Source organism: Abyssisolibacter sp. ZYX002 (genome assembly GCF_056892235.1).
Map to the genome: position 1 here is coordinate 209,832 of NZ_JARMXH010000004.1, position 15,252 is coordinate 225,083.

Consider the following 15,252-nt stretch of genomic DNA (forward strand, 5'->3'; position numbering starts at 1 on the left):
AGGTGATTTAGATGGGTGCTTTTAAAGAACAGGATTATAATAGTAAGCTCAATTTGAAGTCATGGAAGAAATTATCAAAATTCGTAAAGCCATATAAAAAGTACGTCGTAATACTTATTATTATGATGCTATTAGTAGCGGCGATTGATGCAGCACTTCCATTGATGACCAAATATGTAATAGATAATTTCATAAAAGAGAGAACACTTGATGGTATAGGTAAATTTGCAATCATATATGCAGTAGTAATATTATTGCAAGTTCTAAATGTATACGTGTTCATATTTTCAGCAGGTAAAATAGAGACAGGAGTAGCTTATAGGATTAGAAAGAGTGGCTTTGAAAAGCTACAAAAACTATCATTTTCATACTATGACAAGACTGCCGTTGGATGGATAATGGCAAGGATGACATCAGACATACAAAAGTTAAGTGATGTAATTGCTTGGAGTATAGTAGATATGGTATGGGGATTAAGCATGATGACCCTGATAATATTTGTAATGATTTATGTAAACTTAAAGCTTGCATTAATAGCATTATCAGTATTACCAATACTGCTTATAGTAAGCGTGTATTTTCAAGACAAGATACTTAAGAGCTATCGAAATGTAAGAAAAATAAATTCAAGAATAACAGGTGCGGTTAACGAAGGTATAATGGGAGCAAAGACCACGAAGACACTAGTAACAGAGGAAAGAAACTTTAACGAATATAGAGAAATAACAGCAAAGATGAAAAAGTCATCAGTAAGAGCAGCTATATTCTCATCATTATACATGCCTACAGCGATTATTTTAGGAAATATAGGAACAGCACTAGTACTTTGGTTTGGTGGAGAAAGTATAATGTCCGGAGCAATTGAATATGGAACAATAGTAGCATTTATATCATATACAGTATTATTCTTTGAACCAGTTAGAAACTTAGCAAATGTATTTGCAGAAATGCAATCAGCACAGGCTTCAGTAGAACGTATACTCTCAATGCTTGATACACAGATAGATATAGAGGACAGTGAAGAGATAATCAAGAAATACGGAGAAATGTTTGATTCAAATAAAAACCAATGGCCAGAAATAAAGGGTAATATAAAATTTGAAAATGTAACATTTGCATACAAAGGTGGAGAAAAGGTATTAGAAGACTTTAATCTAGAGATAAAAGCAGGAGAGACAATAGCACTTGTAGGAGAAACAGGTTCAGGTAAGAGTACAATAGTGAATCTAGCATGTAGATTCTATGAGCCTACAAAAGGTAGGATATTAATAGATGAAGTAGACTACACAAAAAGACCTCTTTTGTGGTTACAAAGTAACTTAGGATATGTTCTTCAAACGCCACACTTATTCAGTGGAAGTATAATGGACAATATCAGATATGCTAAGCTAGATGCAAGCGAGATAGAGATAATAAAAGCAGCAAAACTAGTAAATGCACATGAATTCATCATGAAGATGGAAAAAGGCTACGACTCAGAAGTAGGAGAGAGTGGAAGTAGATTATCAACAGGAGAAAAACAGCTGATATCATTTGCAAGAGCAGTATTAGCTAATCCAAGCATATTTGTACTAGATGAAGCAACATCTTCAATAGACACTGAAAAAGAAAAAATAATTCAAGATGCAGTTGATAAAGTCTTAGAAGGAAGAACAAGTTTTATAATAGCACATAGACTTTCGACAATAAGGTCGGCAGACAGAATATTAGTAATCAGAAATGGAAAAGTAACAGAAGAAGGCAATCATAGCCAGTTGATTAAAAGGAAAGGTTATTACTATAGACTTTATACTAATCAATTTAAAGATGAAGAAGGAATAAAGATGCTTAGTAAATAAGGTTATACTAAAGAGGCTGTTGCACTAACAATTTAGTGCACGGCTCTTTTTTTACAAGAAAACCTTGAACTAAAATTTTAGTATAAAATTTAATTATGTCAACTAAAAATCGTATCATATCGTTTAAAAAAGCATAACTAAAAAGTAAAGAAATAGATAATAATAGAAAATAAAAATTATTAGATTCATCAAGCCGCAAAGAAGAGATATAGAATTTTAGAATATTAAGTGATGAAAGAGGTATATATTTAATGGATTATATAGATTTAATTAATAAAACGGTAGAATATATAGAGAACAATCTAGAAGAAGAGATAAATCTCAATAAACTATCAAAAAGATTTTATATGTCAAAATACTATTTTCATAGGATATTTACAGCTGTAATAGGATGTTCATTAAGCAAATATATTAAACAACGCAGACTAAATAGAGCGCTTGAGTATATTTTAGAAACAAATGATAAAATTGTTGATATTACTTATAAATTATTATTTACATCACAAGCATCATTTGCTAGAGCTTTTAAAACGCAATATGGATTAGCTCCGATAGAAGTAAGAAAAACAAAGAATCAGTTAAGTGTAATTCCTGTACCAAATATATTGGTGAGAACTATGAAAAACTTCAATAGTGATATAGTTATCGATTTTACTTTTATAGAAAAAGAAATTTCATTGACAGGGTTTTATATTGATGTTGATTTAACGGATAAAGATATTCAGCAGAAAGTTAATGAGAGAGCCCAAAAATTTACTAGCGGTTTAAAAGAGCAAAAATTCGATGCTTTTGCTATTTATTTCAAAGGTGGAAAAGGTAGTAACAAATTTATACACACATTTTTGGGTGTTGATTTGATGTTTGATACAGAAAAAACAAAATGGGAAACATATAAAATACCAAAAAAACTATATGCAAAATTCAAATATTCAGGAGATTTACTACATATAGGAGATATTGTAGTGAAAGATTTGTATAGATGGTTAAATATATCCAAAATAGAAATAGAAGAATCTGATATAGCATTTATTCAAATATATGATGAATTCTATAAAGAAAATAAAATATCTAATATTTATTTACCTATAAAAGATATACCGCAAAATATGTAAAGAAAGATTTTAAGTCATGGCGTATACTTTAAAGAGATAATTAAAGGAGGTTATGACTATGAAAATTGTTGCATACAATGGAAGTCCTAAAGGTAAAAAGAGTACTACTCACATAATGCTTAATGAAGTTTTAAAAGGAGCTATGGAGCAAGGTGCAGAGGTTGTAAACTATACCTTATCAGAAAAGAACATTAATCACTGTAAAGGATGTTTACACTGTTGGTATGTAAATAAAAATGAATGTATAATTAATGATGATATGAATGAAGCTATTTCATACTTTCAAGACATGGATATTCTCATACTAGCAACTCCTCTTTACTTTGATAATGTATCTGGTATGTTAAAAGTTTTTCTAGATAGGTGTATAGCATATGGATCATATTTTATTGAGAGAGATGAAAACAATGAAAGTAAACATCTTGATTCATTTAAAGAAAGACATGGAGGAAAACAAGCCCCGAGAATTGTAGTTATATGTAATGGAGGGTTTGCCGAACAGAGCCAATTTCAAGCATTAGAGTTTATGATGGACAGAATGGCTAGAAATATGAGCACTGAGGTTGTAGCTAAGATATTTAGAGGGCAAGGGCCACTATTAGCAATGGGAAGCAATGAGCAGTTAAAGCCAATAATTGAAAATTATAAAAGATTGTTAAGGCAAGCTGGAAGAGATATAGCAAGTAAAGGTATCATAACTGATGCTATTCAAAAAGAATTAGATAAAGAATTAATACCAATAGATGTGTATAATAGCAATATCAACAATAGATAAGTAAGATAATGAGGGCTACTTACTAAAAATTAGTGTATAGCCCTTTCTTACATAAAATCACAAAGATTATACAATTAACTGCAACTATTATCAACTATAATTACTATTAGAAGTTGAAGTAATAATGCTATGAATCAGTTTGGTTGCTTGAAGCTGAGGTTGAATTGTAGCATTAAAATACACCATTCAAACATAGAAATATTGTTAGCTTAAAAGCTGTGTATGAATGATGTTTTTTATAGTTTTATTTTAATTATCTAAACCAAAGTAGGCTCTACAGCCTCGTAGTCAAAAAGTTCTACTTCCATTTTCTTTATTTTCTTATCTTCTAAAGGTTTATCAGAATAATCAGTCTCAGATTCTGCAATAGCATCAATAACATCTAAACCTTCAATAACTCTACCAAAAGAAGCATAGCTTTTATCAAGATGTGGAGAATTTTTATGCATTATAAAGAATTGAGAGCCAGCTGAATTAGGGTCGTTTGTTCTAGCCATTGATAATACACCTTTTTCGTGCTTTAGATTGTTAGTAAATCCGTTGTTTGTGAATTCTCCTTTTATACCATATCCTGGGCCACCCATACCAGTGCCATCTGGGCAACCACCTTGAATCATAAAGTTCTTTATAACTCTGTGAAATATAATACCGTCATAGAAATTATGATTGATTAGTGATATAAAGTTATTCACAGTATTTGGTGCTATGTGTGGATATAATTCTGCTTTTATTATATCACCATTTTCCATTGTTATAGTTACTATAGGGTTTTTACTCATTTAATACACTCCTTTTATTATATTTTTACTGCATTCTCCAAGATTTATTGTAGCAATTTTTTAGTATTGAGCCAGAGGCTTTTACCCATCCTGCAGGATGGCTGTCAATAAATATTCCAGTCCATTTATTATAGTTATAATCTTTAGGGGATATAAGAGTTTCTCCTTTAAGATATTTTATAGCATTGATATCATTTGAATCTAAATTTATATATTGCTTTAAATCTGTGGTGGTGAGATTCAATATTAATTCGTTACTAGGAATAAAATTATTATTTTTATATTCACCTAGCAAGAGTCCCATGTATTCTACTTTTAGATTACTTAGAACAGGAGTTTCTTTTGGTAATAAATATAACTTTGATTGCTTAGATACAAATTTACCATTTAGCTTTTTATTAAGAAAATTCTCTTGAAATTTCAAAAATCCTTCAACAATATTACTATCTGCATTAGAGGGTTGTTCCTTGTAATGCATTATTGAGTTTGATGTTTGTTTCTTTAATAATACTACAAAATGTCCATCTCCTTCAATTTTATGGGGTAAAGCCCTTTTTGCATATTTTAGTGAATCATCTGCATTTATCCACTCAGGTTGTCCACTATCTAGCATATTCATGTTGTTTATTTTATCTACATAAAATTCAGGAAATTCTTTTAAGAACCAATCAATAGTTCCTTCGTTTTCTTCAGGAGAAAAGGTACAGGTAGAGTATACAATACTTCCTCCTTCTTTAAGCATTTTAGGCACATATTTTAGTATGGATTTTTGCATATCACTATATTCGTAGCATGAATTTTCACTCCATTTTTTTATAGAGACAGCGTCTCTTTTAAACATACCTTCTCCAGAACAAGGAGCATCTACAAGTATCTTATCAAAATATCCTACAAAGTTATTGCTTAGATTTTCAGGTTTTTCATTAAGAACTATACAGTTTGTAAAGCCCATTATCTTAATATTTTTTGCTAATGATTTAACTCTCTTAGGACTGATGTCATTAGTTACTAATAGACCAGTGCCGTTAAGTTTGTTGGCTATTTGAGTTGATTTACCTCCTGGGGCAGCACAAATATCAAGTATTTTATCATTACTAGATACAGACAATACCTCTACAGGTATCATAGCGCTAGGCTCTTGTATGTAATATAACCCACAGTGATGATAAGGGTGTTTACCCAATTTAGCACCTTTTTCACAATCAACGTAGTATCCGTCTTCACACCAAGGGATTTGTCTTAGTGTGTAATTATAAGCTTTGATGAAAGACTCATGAGTTATCTTAGATGTATTGACACGAACTCCTTTATATGATTTTGCATTAAAGGACTCAATAAAATCATCATATTCATCTTTTAGTAATGATTTCATTTTATATTCAAATTGTTTTGGTAAATTCATATATTTTCTCCTAAGTTAAATATATAGTGTGCATATATAATGATATATATAAAGTGTTATAATTTCAAGGTTTTTAATAAAGAAAATGGATATCTTATTGATATCCATAAGGTTTTTATTTAAATTTCATATGCTGAAATAGATTTCTTTTAAAGCGGAGTAATTTCCCGCTGTATTTAACAAAATCAAAGCTGCTATTATATAGTAAATGTTTTATGCCAGGAGTAGTTATAATATTTATAAGCTCATTATAGTTGTTGTTATATGCTTTATTAAATAAATACCTATATTCAAATAGGTTAATATTCAGATTAATTTGACTTCTGATCAAATTTTCATAATTTTTATGAAGCGCTATTGCTTTAGCAGCTTTCGCTCCAGTTATAAAGGAGTTTAATTGACCAAATCCAAGAAAAGGATCAATACCACCTGCTGCACTCCCAACGAAATATATATTATTTAGAGCATGAGGGTATACATAACCAGTTCTATGTTCTAAGATAAAAGCTTCATCTAGAACATGGTTTATATCTTCCATCTCTAAAAAAGTTTTAAGATACTGATTAGCTTCATGTTTTTTTACATTTGTTATAACTAAGCCAACAAAAGCCTTATTTTTATTAAATGGAGTCAGATATGCATATCCTTCATTGGTATATTTTCTATTAAACCATACCATTAGAGTATTTTCATCGAAATTACCATATACTGTTACACCAATGAGTACAGGGCTTATCCATTCTTGATAGCAACCAAGCTCTTTAGTAAAATTAATATCTCCATCAGCAATTATTACATAGTCATACTTTTCTTTAAGAGTCACATAATCACCAAAGGTATTGAATTTTATATTACTTCTTTTTAAGTGATTTAATAATTGATTTTTTAATGAGGTTTCTACTCGACCCCTTAAAAAAAAGTATCCAAGTTTGCCAGTTACTATTTTTTGATTATTTGGTGAATGGTGCACTACTTTTTTCATTTCATGCAAAGGTTTTATTTTAAGATTTAAATGTTCTTTTAAGTACTCAATTAAGTCACCATATGGTCTATGGAAAATATTCATTACTGCAGTTACGTGATTATATTGATCTCCAATGTATGAATTCTTTTCATATATATCTATTTCAATACCTTTATACTGTTCTAATTGATATGCGCAGGTCAAACCTGAAATTCCAGCACCAATTATTGCAATTTTCAATTTTATCACCCCTAGTTATTGTCTAGAAAGATTACGATTTTAAACCATGAGATAACTAATACACCTATAATTAATAATAATATTATGTAAGTAAATAAATTCATGACTTGCTCCTCTCGTTTTTTAAGGGATCTAAAACTAGCATATTAAACCAACTGATAATTATTACTGCGCTATAATTAATTTTTAAGCTATCGTAAAAACTCCAATCTACGTATACTAAAGAGCCTTTTTTAAGAAGAACATATTCACAAAATGAATACAACGTAGCGATAACAAACACGTGTAATATTATCAGATTCTTATTTCTAGGATGATTTTGCGCAACTAGTGTACTAATAACAAAAACAGGCCCAAACAAGAAAAAGAAAGAAGAGCCAAGCACTTTTATAACTGGATTGTGTAAATAATATAGGTTTTTTAAAACTATGTTTGGGTAGTCAACCAAAATTACCATTATAATAGCAAAAAAACCAGCTAGCATATTTATCTTAAGTTTTTTATAATCTATCAATATAAAAAAAACTATCCAATTAAAAATAAATAATAATACATACTCCATAATTTTCACTATCCTTTTATATATTTTTAAACAATCTTATCAATATGTTAGATTGAGATGCAAGTCTTTCTTTGGTAGTCTGGATAGCAATAATGTCATTAGAACAATTATCTCTTAGCAAGCATAACAAACATTTTAACTTAGGATTGATTGCATTTATTGCTTGATAGTTATAGAATGATTGCAACTGTTGCTTATTCAATAACAAATCATGTACAATACTTATATCGTCCAATATTTTCACCTCATATCCTAATTAATTTTTTAGATAGTTCATCTATTAGATGTATATTTTGATTAGATTTCTGTAACAGCTTTTTAATCAACAGCCTTACTTCAGGTTTATCTGTAGTCTTGTAATAGAGAACTAATTTTTTCTTTAGGAGTTGTTCTCTTTTTATAGATTTGGTTAAAACAGAATTGAGTAAAATAGTTTCTTTTTCCATATACAATCCTCCTAGTGTTTTTCTTTACCATATTTTTTGTTAAAAAAGATTTTTTATTCTAATAAATAAAATATCTTTATTAAGTAAATATTATTTTTATATAAATAAACCTAAATTATTCATATAAAGAACACATATAAGGAGAGGTATCATGAAAATATGTATAGTAGGAACAAATATAGCAGGTTTATCTTGTGCATTAGAATGTGAAAGACTTGGATTCGAACCAGTAATTTACGAAAAAAAATTTGTAGTAGGCGGAAATATGGAGTCTCCGTTATTTTGTACACGTAAAGAAGTGAACTATATAAAAGATAAATATGATATTGAGCTTGCTCCTCTAAATAAATTGAACTCAATAACAACATTGGGTTGTGATAAAGAAAAAACATCAAAAGGTAGATATGGGTATATATATAAACAAGGTATAGGAACTAACTCTATAGAAAATCAGATATTCAAAAAGTTAAAATGCAAAATAAACTATGGAAAGCACTTGGATGTTAGTCAAAGTAAAAAGGATTTTGACTACGTTGTTAATGCTGGGGATACGAATATATTTCCATTAGAAAACAACATTTACGAGCCATTTGCAAATACTAGCATAAGAATAAGTGATGTAGTGGGAAAGTTCAATAAAAACTCATTGATTATTTGGTATGATAAAGCTGTTTTTAGTAACTGTTATGGATACTTAATACCATATTCAAATAAACATGCAACAATCTTCTTAATCGTTAACAGTAAATCAAAATTAGAGTTTGAATTCATATGGCAGAGATTTATAAGAAAAATAAATAATAATTTTCAAATCATCTTATCAAGTGATGTATTTTTAAGGCTAGGAAAAGTTAGCTCTCCAAGGATAGACAATGTGTTATTAGTAGGTAAAACTGTAGGATTATACGAATCATTTGTAGGAAATGGATTAAAAAGAACTGTAGAAAGTGGCATATTAGCAGCAAGAGCTATGATAGAAAATAAAAACTACAATACGCTAATGAGAAATATAATAAAATGTAGTGGTATTATACCAATGCCAAAGGTAGTAGGGAATCATGATTTTAGATATTAGTTTTTTTAAGTATCTTTGTTTTAAACAATAATATTATAAAAGAGGCAAATGGTATTACTAGGCAGATAAAGTAAATATAATATTTCCAATAATTAACATACATATCTACTAAATCAATAAGGTTATCATACAGAAAATAAGAAACGTTTATCATTAATAAACAACAGGGCATAACTATTACTTCATGTCCATTAAGTTTAAATAAATCACATATACCAACAGTTGCACCTAAGAGGCCTATACATATTTGTACATAACCAGCAGTTGACGTAGCTATTAGCATAGTAATCTCTACCCTTTCTATGAATGCACCAATAGATATTTTACTGGCTAGAGCGTGAGTTGGAAAGAATGATATATCATATAACTTAAACCCCATAACCAATATTTGTAGCAAAGTTACACCAGCTAAAGTCAATCCACTAACAAGTATAGATTTTGTGAAAATCTTATAATAGGATTTATTTGATTGTAACTGGAAGGTAATTGTGAAAAACATCAGAATTTCAGCAAAAGGTAATGCTAGAGAATATAACGAGCCTTTGATTACTGGAGTTATACCGTTGTACATTATTGGAAGAATATTGTCAATATTAATAAACGGTATAATAAATATGAATACAATAGTAGGTAAAGGAGCATTAATAAAGAAAAAGAAATTACCCCATTTACTTAAAGCAACTATTCCTGATTTTGCTCCCCAAGCTGCGAGCAATGCCATAATAATTAAAGGTACAATTATTGGAGTTTGAGGCATAGAGATAGTTATTAGATATTCCCCATAAGATCTATTAATAGCAGCGCTCAAAAACAGACCTGAAATAATAAAAAAAATATTAAAGAAAGTTCCTAAATATTTACCAAAAGTATATCTGTTAATATCATAAATATGCCTAGCATTAATTTTAATTTTCATAAAGCTATACATATAAAACAATGGTAGAGCTAAAAATGTAGCAATTACAATGGATAACCAGTTATCTTGACCAGCAGATAAAGCATTATTATAAGCTAATGAACTTCCTAAGAAGAATAAAATTAACATACGTGTAGTGTGACTGTCTGATAAATAGTTTTTACCCATACTACTCAACTCACTTAACTATAGTTTTTTAAAAAGGATTTTAAAAGTTCTAGTTTTTCTAAAAACAATCCTATCTTTATTTTCTTTGTTATCGTTTCTACCAGTAGTTTTAAAACTATATCTTACTATCCAAGTACACAGCATGCCTATGAAAATTATCAGATATACTGTTTTCGTTCATAATACACCTTGCTACTCAATAGACCTTTTTTTTAGTATTGTTGTTTTAAATAATATTATGATAAAAGAGGTAAATGGTATTACTAAGCAAAGTAAGAATATATAGTATACCCAGTAGGCATACATATCAATTAAACTCAACATATGACCATATATGAAAAAAGATAAATTTATCATTAATAGACAACAAGGTGTAACTATTGATTTGTAGTCTTTAAGGTTGAATAATTTGCTAATGCCAATAGATGCCCCTAAGAGCCCTATGCAAATTTGTATATAGCCAGCAGTAGACGTAGCTATTAGCATTAAAATTTCTACCCTTTCTATGGCTGTACCAACAGATATTTTGCTAGCTACAGAGTAAGATGGAAAATGAGATAATTCATATAACTTAAATCCCATGACTAAAATTTGCAAGAAAGTTACACCTGCTAGAGTTAATCCACTAATTAAAATAGAACGTGTAAAAATTTTATAATAGGATTTATTTGATTGTAATTCAAAAGTTATTGTAAAAAATATTAGAACTTCAGCAAAAGGTATTGCTAGAGAATATAACGAACCTTTGATTACTGGAGTTATACCGTTGTACATTACTGGAAGAATATTGTCGATATTGAGTAAAGGTATAATTAATATGAATACAATAATTGGTAACGGAGCATTAACAAAGAAAAAGAAATTACCCCATTTACTTAAAGTGACTATTCCCGATTTTGCACCCCAAGCTGCAAGAAATCCCATAATAATTAAGGGTACAATTATTGGTGTTTGACGCATAGATGTAGTTACTAGATATTCAATATAAGATCTATTAATAGTAGCACTCAATTGCAGACTTGAATAAATAAAAAATATATTTAATAAAGTTCCTAAATATTTACCAAAAGCATATCTGTTAATATCATAAATGTGCCTAGCATTAGTTTTAGTTTTCATAAAACTATACATATAAAATAATGGTAGGGCTAAAAATGTAGCAATCACAATGGACAACCAGTTATCTTGACCAGCAGATAAAGCATTATTATAAGCTAAGGAACTTCCTAAGAAGAATAAAATTAACATACGCGTAGTGTGACTGTTTGATAAATAGTTTTTGCCCATGTCCTACCTCACTAAGCCATAGTTTTCTTTTTGAGGATATATACCTTAAAAAGTAATATTATAAGAGTTATAGAAGGTATAACCAAACAAAAAAATGCAGAATAATATGATTTATAATTTAAATACATATCCATTAAATCTAGTATATTATCATGTAGAATATAGCTTAACGCTATCATTAAAAACCCACAAGGAAAAGCTAACAATTTGGTATTTTTTATATTAAAAATATAAGAGATACCATACACAGTAGCAAATAAACAAAGACTCACTTTTACAAATGCGGCTGTTGTAGTAGATATAAGAACCAAGAGTTCTAACCTTTCTATAAATGTTCCTATACTTATTTTTTTTGCTACTGTTTGAGCAGGGAATAATGATAGATCATACATATCGTATCCAAGTATTAATATTTCTATCAAACAAACACCTGCTAAAGTCAGACCACTAATAATAATTGAATTTCTAAACACTTTCTTGTGAGAACTTTTTGATGATAAAGTAATACTGGTTAACAAAAATACGATTCCTTCTCCAAAAGGTACAGATGTTGAATAAAATGTCCCTTTAAGGATAGGTTTTATTCCGTTATAAAGTACAGGTAGTATATTTTCAATGTTTAACAGAGGAATAGTAAGAATAAATAGTATTGTTGGGAGAGGAGCATCAATAAAAAAGAATAGGTTACTCCATCTGCCTAGAGTTTTAAGGCCACACTTAACTATCCAAATACATAGTATGCCCATGAAAATTAGTGGTACTACTAAAGGGGTTCTAAGTAAAGATACAGTTCGAGAGTATTCTCCATATTCTCTAATTATAGTAGCTCCCAGATATAAAGGAAAACTCATATAAAGTATGTTTATAATAATACCTATATACTTTCCATAAACAAATGTATGTAAATCATAAAAATTAGTAGCATCTTTAATAAGATTAAGCATATATGAATAAATGTAGAATAAAAAAATAGAGAAAATCATTGCTATAAAAACTGCTATCCAATTATTTCTACCCGCATCAGTTGCATTGTGTAATGCTAGAGAGCTACCTAATAAGAATAAGATAAGCATACGAGTAGCATGGATATCAGATATACTATTTTCGTTCATAATACACCTCCCTATATAATAGGTTTTTTCTTAAGTATTTTTATCTTAAATAGCAAAATCAAAAATGTTGTAGTAGGAATAAATATGCAAATAACTAAAATATAGTATTTCCAGTAAAGAAAGTACATATCCATTAAATCGATTATACTAGAATTTATAAAATAAGATAAATTTATGACCAATAAGCTACAAGGAATAACTATTAGTTTGTGGTTTTCAATTTTTAACATATTTGCTATGCCATTTGTTGCAGAGAATAAACCTATGCATACCTTTACAAAACCTGCAGTAGTAGTTGCAATTAACATTATTATTTCGAGTCTTTCTACAAATTTACCCAAAGAAATATTACTTACCACATCGTGAGAAGGAAAGTATGATAGCATGTATAAATCAAAACCTAATACCATGATTTGAATTAGAGTTACCCCTGCAAGTGTGATGCCACTAATAAGTATAGATTTAGTAAAAACTTTATAATATGATTTTTTAGAAGGTAGAGTAAAAATAATAGTAAATATCATTATTGCTTCACTAAAAGGGAGTTCCAGTCCGACAATTGAACCTTCAATAACAGGACGTACACCGTTATACATAATGGGTAGTATATTTTCAACATTAATTAAAGGTATTGTCAATAAGAAAATAATAGTTGGTAAAGGAGCATTAATAAAAAAGAATAAATTGCACCATCTACCTAAAATGGTTATGCCTTCTTTAACAATCCAAGCGCCTAGCAAGATCATTATTATAAGTGGTATTATCAACGGAGTTTGGGGCATAGATGTTGTTATTAAATATTCACCATATTCTCTAGTAATAGTGGCACCTAAGAAGAAACCAGATACTACGTATGAAATATTTATTAAACTACCGAGATAACGCCCATATACATATTTATGTACATCAAAATATGTTTTAGCATTAGTAATACTAGTTAACGTATAACTAAACATATATAATAATGGTAGAGCTAGAAAAGTAGCAATTAATATCGCCAACCAATTATCCTGCTTTGCAGGTGAAGCATTATGTAATGCTAATGAACTCCCTAAAAAGAAAAGTATTAACATTCTTGTAGCTTGGCTTTCAGATAGACTATTTTCGTTCATAAGTTTCTCCTTATCAATAATACAACAATTAATCTATGTGGATAATCACACATAATAACTTACATTGCAACAAAGTAACACTAGCCAAGCAAAAAAGCTCTTGTATAATAGAATGTTGTATGACTATTATATATTTTCTAATAATATAGTAGGAAGGAAAATCTACAAAAGAACTCTTCCTAAAGTTACGATACTTTTCCACTAAGCGGTTTAAAATTCATTAGTTAATAGCAGTTGCTTGTAGGATACTGCTTTCATCCATAATACACCTTCTATATAATAGTTTTTTTCTTAAGTATTTTCATCTTAAATAGCATAATTAAAAAGGTTGTAATAGGTAAAATTATACAAAAGAAAAAAGTGTAGTAACCCCAGTAAACAAAGTACATATTCATTAAATCCATAATACTAGAATTTAAAAAATAAGATAAATTTATTACCAATAAGCTACAAGGAATAACTAATAGTTTACGATTTTGAACATTAAATACATGTGCTATACCATTTGTTGCAGAGAATAATCCTATACTTACTTTTACAAAGCCTGCAGTAGCAGTAGCAATTAGCATTATTATTTCAAGTCTCTCTAGAAATTTACCTATTGAAATATTACTTGCCACAGCATGGGAAGGGAAGTATGATAGCATGTATATATCAAATCCCATTACCATGATTTGAATTAAAGTTACGCCTGTAAGTGTAACACCACTTATAAGTATAGATTTAGTGAAAATTTTATAATATGATTTTTTAGAAGGTAGAGTAAAGATAATAGTAAATATCATTATTGCTTCGCCAAAAGGGATTCCAAGTGCATAAATAGAACCTTCAATAACAGGACGTACACCGTTATACATAATAGGCAGTATATTTTCAATATTAATTAAAGGTATTATCAATAACAAGATAATAGTTGGTAAAGGTGCATTTATGAAAAAGAATAAATTGCACCATCTACCTAAAGTTTGTATACCTTCCTTGACAATCCAAGCCCCTAGTAAGCTCATTATTATAAGAGGGACTATCAATGGAGTTTGTTGCATAGATATTGTAATTAGATATTCACCATATTCTCTAGTAATAGTAGCACCTAAGAAGAAAGAAGATATTACATATGTAAAATTTATTAAAGTACCTAAATAGCGTCCATAAACATAATGATGCACATCAAAAAACGTTTTAGCATTAGTAATACTAGTTAACATATAACTATACATGTAAAATAATGGTATGGCTAGAAAAGTAGCAATTAATATAGCTAGCCAGTTGTCCTGCTTTGCCTGTACAGCATTATGTAATGCTAATGAGCTTCCTAAAAAGAAAAGTATTAATATCCTAGTAGCTTGGTTTTCAGATAGGCTATTATCATTCATAAGTTTTCTCCTTATCAATAATGTAAAAATAAATCCTATGTAGATACTTTCTATATTCTTAAATTACATACTGTAATTAATACCTGTAACA

The 15,252-nt window shown here is 29.0% G+C and carries 15 protein-coding genes; 4 read left to right on the forward strand and 11 right to left on the reverse strand.

Annotated elements, in window-relative coordinates:
• Positions 1 to 11: 11 nt before the first annotated feature.
• The 3 genes from P3X86_RS13500 to P3X86_RS13510 all read left to right on the forward strand — a co-directional run bounded on the left by P3X86_RS13500 (position 12) and on the right by P3X86_RS13510 (position 3,725).
• Positions 12 to 1,838, forward strand: coding sequence for an ABC transporter ATP-binding protein (locus P3X86_RS13500; protein ID WP_483293225.1), 1,827 nt, complete (start codon positions 12 to 14; stop codon positions 1,836 to 1,838).
• 251 nt (positions 1,839 to 2,089) lie between these two features.
• Positions 2,090 to 2,950, forward strand: a complete 861-nt coding sequence (locus P3X86_RS13505; RefSeq protein WP_483293226.1) for a helix-turn-helix domain-containing protein — start codon at positions 2,090 to 2,092, stop codon at positions 2,948 to 2,950.
• Between the two features lie 58 nt (positions 2,951 to 3,008).
• Positions 3,009 to 3,725 (forward strand): flavodoxin family protein, encoded by a 717-nt coding sequence (locus tag P3X86_RS13510; RefSeq protein ID WP_483293227.1) that lies wholly within the window; start codon positions 3,009 to 3,011, stop codon positions 3,723 to 3,725.
• Between the two features lie 257 nt (positions 3,726 to 3,982).
• On the opposite strand, the gene P3X86_RS13515 is transcribed toward P3X86_RS13510, so the two are convergent.
• The 6 genes from P3X86_RS13515 to P3X86_RS13540 form a co-directional block, all read right to left on the reverse strand.
• Positions 3,983 to 4,504: a peptidylprolyl isomerase gene (locus P3X86_RS13515; protein WP_483293228.1), complete on the reverse strand. Its 522-nt coding sequence runs from the start codon at positions 4,502 to 4,504 to the stop codon at positions 3,983 to 3,985.
• Positions 4,505 to 4,529: 25 nt separating this feature from the next.
• Positions 4,530 to 5,906, reverse strand: coding sequence for an RsmF rRNA methyltransferase first C-terminal domain-containing protein (locus tag P3X86_RS13520; RefSeq protein ID WP_483293229.1), 1,377 nt, complete (start codon positions 5,904 to 5,906; stop codon positions 4,530 to 4,532).
• A 115-nt stretch (positions 5,907 to 6,021) separates the two neighbouring features.
• Complete coding sequence (locus tag P3X86_RS13525; RefSeq protein WP_483293230.1) at positions 6,022 to 7,110, reverse strand: NAD(P)/FAD-dependent oxidoreductase; 1,089 nt, start codon at positions 7,108 to 7,110, stop codon at positions 6,022 to 6,024.
• A 100-nt stretch (positions 7,111 to 7,210) separates the two neighbouring features.
• Positions 7,211 to 7,672, reverse strand: coding sequence for a hypothetical protein (locus P3X86_RS13530; RefSeq protein WP_483293231.1), 462 nt, complete (start codon positions 7,670 to 7,672; stop codon positions 7,211 to 7,213).
• Positions 7,673 to 7,688: 16 nt separating this feature from the next.
• Positions 7,689 to 7,907 carry a hypothetical protein gene (locus P3X86_RS13535; RefSeq protein WP_483293232.1) on the reverse strand — a complete coding sequence of 73 codons (219 nt, stop codon included), beginning with the start codon at positions 7,905 to 7,907 and terminating at the stop codon, positions 7,689 to 7,691.
• 10 nt (positions 7,908 to 7,917) lie between these two features.
• On the reverse strand, positions 7,918 to 8,118 hold the full coding sequence (locus P3X86_RS13540) for a hypothetical protein (protein WP_483293233.1): 201 nt from the start codon (positions 8,116 to 8,118) through the stop codon (positions 7,918 to 7,920).
• 151 nt (positions 8,119 to 8,269) lie between these two features.
• On the opposite strand from P3X86_RS13540, the gene P3X86_RS13545 reads away from it, so the two are divergent.
• Positions 8,270 to 9,193, forward strand: a complete 924-nt coding sequence (locus P3X86_RS13545) for an NAD(P)-binding protein (RefSeq protein ID WP_483293234.1) — start codon at positions 8,270 to 8,272, stop codon at positions 9,191 to 9,193.
• On the opposite strand, the gene P3X86_RS13550 is transcribed toward P3X86_RS13545, so the two are convergent.
• The 5 genes from P3X86_RS13550 to P3X86_RS13570 form a co-directional block, all read right to left on the reverse strand.
• Positions 9,183 to 10,277: a GerAB/ArcD/ProY family transporter gene (locus tag P3X86_RS13550; protein WP_483293235.1), complete on the reverse strand. Its 1,095-nt coding sequence runs from the start codon at positions 10,275 to 10,277 to the stop codon at positions 9,183 to 9,185. The two genes, P3X86_RS13545 and P3X86_RS13550, sit on opposite strands and share 11 nt — an antisense overlap.
• Positions 10,278 to 10,469: 192 nt before the next feature.
• Entirely contained in the window at positions 10,470 to 11,564 is a 1,095-nt protein-coding gene (locus P3X86_RS13555; protein WP_483293236.1) for a GerAB/ArcD/ProY family transporter, read from the reverse strand.
• A gap of 11 nt (positions 11,565 to 11,575) precedes the next feature.
• Complete coding sequence (locus tag P3X86_RS13560) at positions 11,576 to 12,676, reverse strand: GerAB/ArcD/ProY family transporter (RefSeq protein ID WP_483293237.1); 1,101 nt, start codon at positions 12,674 to 12,676, stop codon at positions 11,576 to 11,578.
• A gap of 11 nt (positions 12,677 to 12,687) precedes the next feature.
• Entirely contained in the window at positions 12,688 to 13,788 is a 1,101-nt protein-coding gene (locus tag P3X86_RS13565; RefSeq protein WP_483293238.1) for a GerAB/ArcD/ProY family transporter, read from the reverse strand.
• Positions 13,789 to 14,060: 272 nt separating this feature from the next.
• Positions 14,061 to 15,161, reverse strand: a complete 1,101-nt coding sequence (locus tag P3X86_RS13570; protein ID WP_483293239.1) for a GerAB/ArcD/ProY family transporter — start codon at positions 15,159 to 15,161, stop codon at positions 14,061 to 14,063.
• Positions 15,162 to 15,252: the final 91 nt, after the last annotated feature.

What these genes read in the sequence shown, in the direction of transcription:
- P3X86_RS13550 (WP_483293235.1), bottom strand. Translation starts at nt 10,277, where the DNA reads ATGGGTAAAAACTATTTATCAGACAGTCACACTACACGTATGTTAATT.
- P3X86_RS13530 (WP_483293231.1), bottom strand. Translation starts at nt 7,672, where the DNA reads ATGGAGTATGTATTATTATTTATTTTTAATTGGATAGTTTTTTTTATA.
- P3X86_RS13515 (WP_483293228.1), bottom strand. Translation starts at nt 4,504, where the DNA reads ATGAGTAAAAACCCTATAGTAACTATAACAATGGAAAATGGTGATATA.
- P3X86_RS13545 (WP_483293234.1), top strand. Translation starts at nt 8,270, where the DNA reads ATGAAAATATGTATAGTAGGAACAAATATAGCAGGTTTATCTTGTGCA.
- P3X86_RS13520 (WP_483293229.1), bottom strand. Translation starts at nt 5,906, where the DNA reads ATGAATTTACCAAAACAATTTGAATATAAAATGAAATCATTACTAAAA.
- P3X86_RS13560 (WP_483293237.1), bottom strand. Translation starts at nt 12,676, where the DNA reads ATGAACGAAAATAGTATATCTGATATCCATGCTACTCGTATGCTTATC.
- P3X86_RS13510 (WP_483293227.1), top strand. Translation starts at nt 3,009, where the DNA reads ATGAAAATTGTTGCATACAATGGAAGTCCTAAAGGTAAAAAGAGTACT.
- P3X86_RS13540 (WP_483293233.1), bottom strand. Translation starts at nt 8,118, where the DNA reads ATGGAAAAAGAAACTATTTTACTCAATTCTGTTTTAACCAAATCTATA.
- P3X86_RS13500 (WP_483293225.1), top strand. Translation starts at nt 12, where the DNA reads ATGGGTGCTTTTAAAGAACAGGATTATAATAGTAAGCTCAATTTGAAG.
- P3X86_RS13565 (WP_483293238.1), bottom strand. Translation starts at nt 13,788, where the DNA reads ATGAACGAAAATAGTCTATCTGAAAGCCAAGCTACAAGAATGTTAATA.
- P3X86_RS13555 (WP_483293236.1), bottom strand. Translation starts at nt 11,564, where the DNA reads ATGGGCAAAAACTATTTATCAAACAGTCACACTACGCGTATGTTAATT.
- P3X86_RS13570 (WP_483293239.1), bottom strand. Translation starts at nt 15,161, where the DNA reads ATGAATGATAATAGCCTATCTGAAAACCAAGCTACTAGGATATTAATA.
- P3X86_RS13505 (WP_483293226.1), top strand. Translation starts at nt 2,090, where the DNA reads ATGGATTATATAGATTTAATTAATAAAACGGTAGAATATATAGAGAAC.